Origin of the sequence: Microbacterium sp., from assembly GCF_031988965.1 — a bacterium.
Classification (GTDB): Bacteria; Actinomycetota; Actinomycetes; order Actinomycetales; family Microbacteriaceae; genus Microbacterium.
This window is the reverse complement of the sequence record NZ_DALZXX010000026.1, coordinates 21,511-27,894: the sequence shown is the minus strand read 5'-3', so window position 1 is coordinate 27,894 and position 6,384 is coordinate 21,511. Positions and strand designations below refer to the sequence as shown.

Below are 6,384 nucleotides of genomic sequence, written 5' to 3'. Positions count from 1 at the left end.
CGCGCTCCTCCTCGGCATCTGCGGCCGCCCCGGTGGGAAGCTGCGCGGTGGTGGGGAGGATGCGGGTGGTGCCGTCGTCGCCGGTGGCGGTCAGCATCCGCGTCGCGTCGTCGTCGCCCGCGACGCCTCCGGTGGCGATCGCGGGCACTGCGATCGCGGCCGAGTTCAGATCGCCGCGGCGCAGGGCCTGCGCGGCACGCGCCACGGTCGCCGACAACGACGGGCGGTCTGACGGCTTCTTGGCGATCATCGCCATGACGAGGTTCTGCACGGGGATCGGCACGGTCGGCGGCAGCGGCGGAGGCTGCTCGTTGATCTGCGCCATCGCGATGGCCACCTGCGACTCGCCCGTGAACGGGCGCTTGCCGGCGAGGCACTCGTACGCGACGATTCCGAGCGAGTACGTGTCGGTCGCGGGGGAGGCCGGATGGCCGGATGCCTGCTCCGGCGACAGGTACTGCACGGTTCCCATCACCTGACCGGTTGCCGTCAGCGGCACCTGGTCGGCGATGCGGGCGATGCCGAAGTCGGTGATCTTGACGCGTCCGTCGGGCGTGATCAGCAGGTTTCCCGGCTTGATGTCGCGGTGCACGAGGCCCGCGGCATGTGCGGCCTGCAGTGCGGATGCGGTCTGCGCGACGATGTCGAGCGTCTTGTCGGCGCTCAGCGAGCCGTCGCGTTCGATGATCGTCGAGAGCGCCTCACCGGGCACGAGCTCCATGACGAGGAAGGCGCTGCCGTTCTCCTCGCCGTAGTCGAAGACGCTGGCGATGCCCTCGTGGTTGACGAGCGCGGCGTGCCGCGCCTCAGCGCGGAACCGCTCGAGGAACCCGGGGTCCCCCATGTACTCGTCCTTGAGGATCTTGATCGCGACGGTACGTCCGATGACGTGATCCGTCGCCTCCCACACCTCGCCCATGCCGCCGATCGCAATACGCGACTGCAGCTCGTAGCGACCACCGAACGACACACCCTGCGTCGGTCTCATCTGCCCAGCACCGCCTCTATGACCTTCTTCGCAATCGGAGCGGCGATGGTGTCGCCGGATCCTGATTGCCCCTGTCCGCCGCCGTCTTCGACGAGGACCGCTACTGCGACCGCCGGATCTTCTGCCGGTGCGAATCCCGAGAACCACAGTGTGTACGGCTTGTCGCCGTTCTCTGTCGTCCCGGTCTTCCCGGCCACATCGACCCCGTCTATTCTTGCACCCTGCGCCGCGCCCGTTGAGACGCTCGCCACCATCGACGAGGTGACCTCGTCGGCGACGGTCTCGTCGAGCGCCCGACCGTACTCCTTGTTCTCATACGACCGCACGACCGAGAGGTCGTTGCCGATCACCGTGTCGACGAGACGCGGATTCATGACCACGCCGTCGTTGGCGATGCCTGCCGCCACCATCGCGATCTGCAGCGGCGTCGCGGTGACCTGTCCCTGACCGAAGCCGGTGAGCGCCGTCTGGGGGTCGTTGAGCCCAGAAGGGTAGCTCGAGGGCGTGGACTCCAGCGGGGTGGAGAAGCTCTGATTCCACCCGAACTTCTCGGCCATCTCACGGATCTTGTCGTCGCCCAGCTGCACTGCGAGCTCGGCCATCGGGATGTTGCAGCTCAATCGGATCGCCTCGGCGATGGTCACGGTGTCGCCGGGGCCGCACGTTCCGCCCCAGGCGTTCGCGACGGTGTTGTTCGACTGCGGCAGCTGGTAGCGAGCGGGGTTCGGCAGGGTCGAGTCCGGCGTGAAGTCGCCGCTCGCATAGGCCGCAGCCGCCACCACGAGCTTGAACGTCGATCCCGGGGGATTGAGGTCACCCGCGATCGCGCGGTTCGAGAGCGGCTTCAGCGGGTCGTCGACGAGCTGGTCGTAGGTCGCGTTCGCGGCATCCGCATCGTGCGTGGCGAGGGCGTTCGTGTCGAATCCCGGAGTCGAGACCATCGCGAGGATGCGCCCCGTGTCGGGTTCGATCGCGACGACCGCGCCGTTCAGGCCCTGCAGGGCGTCGTACGCGGCGCGCTGTGCGGCGGTGTCCAGCGTGAGCTCGACGCCGAAGCCGGTCTGCGGCTGGCCCGACAGGATCCGCTCGATGTCCGAGAAGAAGGCACTCGATCCGGTGCCCGAGAGGTCGGCGTTGAGGGCGCGTTCGATGCCGGTCGCCGACTGCAGCGCCGGGTTGAAGTACCCCGTCACCGGCTCCCACATCGCGGCATCCGTGTAGACGCGCTGGAACTGGTACCGGTCGTTCGAGGGCACGGACGAGGCGATCGCGACGTCGTCGACGATGATCGACCCGCGCTGGATCTCGTAGCTGTCGAGCAGGGTGCGGCGGTTGTTGCTGTCCTGGGCGAGGTTGTCGGCCTCGACGACCTGGATCCAGCTGGTCGCGACGAACAGCGACAGGAACATGAACAGCATCACGATGCTGAGGCGGCGGAGCTCTTTGGTCATGTCAGCCGATCACCGTCCTGGGTTGGCTGCGGACGCCGTCGGAGATGCGCAGCAGGATCGCGACGATCAGCCAGTTGGCGACCAGCGACGAACCGCCTGCCGCGAGGAACGGCGTGGTGAGACCCGTCAGCGGGATCACCCGGGTCACTCCGCCGACCATGATGAACACCTGCAGCGCGATCGTGAACGAGAGTCCGGTGGCCAGCAGCTTGCCGAAGTCGTCCTGCCCCGCGAGTCCGATGCGGATGCCGCGGCTGATGAACACCATGTAGAGGCACAGGATGGCGAAGAGGCCGATCAGGCCGATCTCCTCACCGAGGCTCGTGATGATGTAGTCGCTGTGCGCGAGCGGAGTGACGTTCGGGCGACCCTGGCCCCAGCCGGTGCCGAGCAGGCCGCCGTGAGCGAGACCGAACAGGCCCTGCATGGGCTGGAATCCGGCGGCTTCAGGGTCGACCTGGGAGGGATCGAACAGGAAGAGCCAGTTGATGAAGCGTCCCCGCACGTAGCTGAGGATCTGGGTCGCGGCGGCGACGCCGGCGGCGACGAGGGCGAGGCCGATGAGCACCCAGCTGGTCTTGCCCGTCGCGACGTAGAGCATCGCGACGAACATGCCGAAGATGAGGGTTCCGGTGCCGAGGTCGCGCTGGATCACGATGATGCCGAGCGAGATGGCCCAGACCACGAGCACGGGACCGAGCTCGCGCATGCGCGGCCAGGTGATGCCGAGGAACTTGGTTCCCACCGAGGTCAGGCTCTCGCGGGTGCGCACCAGGTAACCAGCGAAGAAGATCGCGAGGCAGATCTTCGCGAGCTCACCGGGCTGGAAGGCGAACATGCCCCCGAGCGAGACCCAGACCTGCGCGTTGGCGTCGGGGATGCGCAGCCCCGGCACGAAGGGGAGCAGCAGCAGCAGGATGCCGGAGAGGCCGAAGACGTAGGTGTACCGGAACAGGACGCGGTAGTTGCGCAGCAGGATCACGACCGTGATCGCACCCGCGAGGGAGATCGCGGTCCAGGCGAGCTGCTTGGTCGAGTAGGCGTTCCAGCCGGTGAGCGACTCCGCGATGTCGATGCGGTAGATCATCGCGATGCCGAGACCGGTCAGCAGGGTCGCGATCGGCAGCAGGAACGGGTCGGCTGCGGAGGCGACCGCCCGCAGCACGAAGTGCACCGCGAAGGCGAGAACGGCCAGGCCGCCGCCGATCGCGAGGATCATCGGGTCGATGACGCCGAGTGCGCCGAGCTGCACGAGGGTGAGGGCCGCACCGCTGATCACGACCGCGAACAGGAGCAGCCAGAACTCGCGGTTGCGCTGCGTCTGCGGCATCCGCATCTTCTTGAGGGCCTTGATGACGCTGGTGTCGGCCGAGACGTCGGTGCTCATCCGGCTCCATCCGTCGGCTCGGGGCTCGGAGTCGGGACCGGTGTCGGCAGCGGAGTCGAGTCGATGACCCGGTCGGCGCCGGCCTGCAGTCGCGCGACGATCGCCTCCGCGTCGGAGAGCGAGCGGGCGGTGATCGTGCGCTCCACGGAGTCGCGCTGGTAGGGCGGCAGATCGGCGAGCAGGATGTCGGTGTCCTGCAGCGGCGTCGAGAGGACGATCGGCCCGATGTTCTGCTGCACGCCCTGATAGATCACGACGCTGTCCTCATCGGCGCCCACGAAGTAGCGCGTCTGGGTCCAGCTGTAGGCGGCGAAGGCCGCGAACGCGAGAGCGGCGAGCACGACGAGCATCCCGGCGAACCAGCCGAGCCGCCGCCGACGCGCACGCCGACGATCCTCTTCGATGAGCTCTTCGAGGTACTCGGGCGCGGGCTCGAAGTGGCTGGGCTCGTTGGCGGCCTGGCGCACCGGATGCAGCCAGCTGCTGCGCGGGGCGCGCACCGGCGGCACCGTGATGTTCTCGGGGTTCGACGCCGAGCCGACGATCGTCGCCGTGCCCGAGTGCATCGCATGCTGTCCGCCGACGTCGACGATCACGATCGTGACGTTGTCCGGCGCTCCGCCGTCGAGAGCCTGCTTGAGAAGGTTGTCCGCCGTGCGGCCCGGGGCCATGCCGAGTCGCATCGCCTTGAGGATGTGCGCCTCGTCGACGACGCCCGAGAGCCCGTCGGAGCACAGCAGCCACCGGTCGCCCGGCTGGGTGTGCATCACGAACATGTCGAGTTCGGGATCGGCGTCCATGTCGCTGAGCACCCGCATGAGAACCGAACGGCGCGGGTGGTAGCGGGCCTCTTCCGGCGTGATGCGACCGGAGTCGACCAGGCGCTGCACGAAGGTGTGGTCGGCCGTGATCTGCGTGACCGCGTCGTCGCGGTACAGATAGATGCGCGAGTCGCCGATGTGGCCGATGACCGCGTAGTCGTCGACCATGATGATCGCGCTGAGCGTGGTGCCCAGGCCCGCGAGCTCCGGGCGGTCCTTCGCGGCGCGGATCAGGTCGCCGGCGGCCGTGGTGGCCGCAGCCTGCAGCGACGCCTGCGCGTCGTCGACCGACGTGTACGGCTGATCGAGCGGCTGCATCCGGTGGATGGCGATGCTCGAGGCGACGTCTCCTCCGGCGTGGCCGCCCATGCCGTCGGCGACGACGAACAGGTTCGCCCCGGAGTACCCGGAGTCCTGATTGTTGGAGCGGACCTTCCCGGTGTGGGAGATCGCGACGCTCGAGCCCTCGAAGACCATGCCGGGGTCAGGCTCGCAGCTCGAAGGTCGTGGCGCCCACCTTGATGGGAGTGCCGAGCGAGAGAGAGACGGGGTTGCCGCTCACCCGCTGCCCGGCGACGAACGTGCCGTTGGTCGAGTCGAGATCCTGGATCGCCCAGCTGTCGCCCCGCAGCAGGAGTCGCGCGTGGTGGCTGGACGTGTAGTCGTCGCGGATGACGAGAGCGGATTCGCTCGATCGTCCGATGGTCAGGGTCTCGGATCCGAGCGCCAGCTCGAGTCCGGCCTTCGGGCCCGACGTGATCACGAGGCGTTTCGCGGTGGCGACCGTCGCGGGACCGGTGGTCGCCGGCTTCGACGACGCGGGCTTCGCGGCCGCGGGTCGCGCGGGCGCCGGGGGAGTGGACGGCGCGGAAACCGCCGCTGCGTCACCGTCGGCGGGGAGCTTGCGCACCTTCATGCCGAACAGGTCGGCACGCAGCGAATAGACGACGCCGAAGACGAAGAACCAGAGCAGCAGGAGGAACCCGATGCGCAGCAGGAGCAGGACGAGCTCGCTGGGCGTGGTCACGAGATCGCTCCGAACGCGCGGGTCGCGTCGTCGTCGCGCCGACGCGGAAGACGAGGTCGGTGCGGCCGATCGTGATGGTCGTGTCGGTGGTCAGGGATGCTTCGCGCACCTTCTGTCCGTCGACCTTGGTGCCGTTCGTGGAGCCGAGGTCGCGCATCATGGCGCGCTCGCCGTCCCACAGCACCTCGACGTGCTTGCGGCTCGAACCGGCATCCGAGATGGTGATGTCCGCGTCGGATCCGCGGCCGATCACGGTGCGGGCACGGGTGATCGAGTGGCGGCGACCGTCGACGTCGATCACGGCCTGCCAGTTGACGCGTCCCTCGACGGTGCCCGAGGTCACGTTCACGGTTCCGGTGGCGATCTTGTCGTCGGCCTCGAGAGAGATCGACAGCGGCCCGGCGAAGCTGTAGCCCTGAGCCTTGCCGTGCTTCGTGAGCAGAGCGTGCAGCTCGTCGGTCAGGGCTCCACCCAGGCCGCGCATGCGACCGGCGTCGTCGGTGCTGAGCCGCACGACGTAGCTGTTGGGCGCGATGATGCGGTCGCGGCTCACCACAGCCGCGTTGGTGTCGGCCTCGCGGCGCAGCGCAGAGGCGATCTCAACGGGCTGGATGCCGCTGCGAAAGGTCTTGGCGAAGGCGCTGTTCACAGCGCGTTCGAGACCCTTCTCAAAGCTGTCAAGTAGTCCCACTGGGCTCCTCTGGCATGCC

At 68.3% G+C, this 6,384-nt stretch carries 6 protein-coding genes; all 6 read right to left on the bottom strand.

All coding sequences use genetic code 11. The annotated features are described in order from the left end of the window. The coding region (locus tag RTM68_RS07700) for a serine/threonine-protein kinase (RefSeq protein WP_312169775.1) at positions 1-988 on the bottom strand (988 nt) is incomplete at its 3' end. Continuing rightward, positions 985-2,439, bottom strand: coding sequence for a penicillin-binding transpeptidase domain-containing protein (locus RTM68_RS07695; protein ID WP_312169773.1), 1,455 nt, complete (start codon positions 2,437-2,439; stop codon positions 985-987). The genes RTM68_RS07700 and RTM68_RS07695, both read right to left, overlap by 4 nt. Position 2,440: 1 nt before the next feature. Then, positions 2,441-3,826, bottom strand: coding sequence for an FtsW/RodA/SpoVE family cell cycle protein (locus RTM68_RS07690; RefSeq protein ID WP_312169771.1), 1,386 nt, complete (start codon positions 3,824-3,826; stop codon positions 2,441-2,443). Beyond that, the gene (locus RTM68_RS07685; RefSeq protein ID WP_312169769.1) at positions 3,823-5,124 is read right to left on the bottom strand and encodes a protein phosphatase 2C domain-containing protein; all 1,302 of its coding nucleotides are present in this window, start codon (positions 5,122-5,124) and stop codon (positions 3,823-3,825) included. The genes RTM68_RS07690 and RTM68_RS07685 overlap by 4 nt, the downstream gene beginning before the upstream one ends. A gap of 7 nt (positions 5,125-5,131) precedes the next feature. Beyond that, positions 5,132-5,650: an FHA domain-containing protein gene (locus RTM68_RS07680; protein ID WP_312169779.1), complete on the bottom strand. Its 519-nt coding sequence runs from the start codon at positions 5,648-5,650 to the stop codon at positions 5,132-5,134. Continuing rightward, on the bottom strand, positions 5,532-6,365 hold the full coding sequence (locus RTM68_RS07675) for a DUF3662 and FHA domain-containing protein (protein ID WP_312169767.1): 834 nt from the start codon (positions 6,363-6,365) through the stop codon (positions 5,532-5,534). The genes RTM68_RS07680 and RTM68_RS07675 overlap by 119 nt, the downstream gene beginning before the upstream one ends. Between the last annotated feature and the right edge of the window lie 19 nt (positions 6,366-6,384).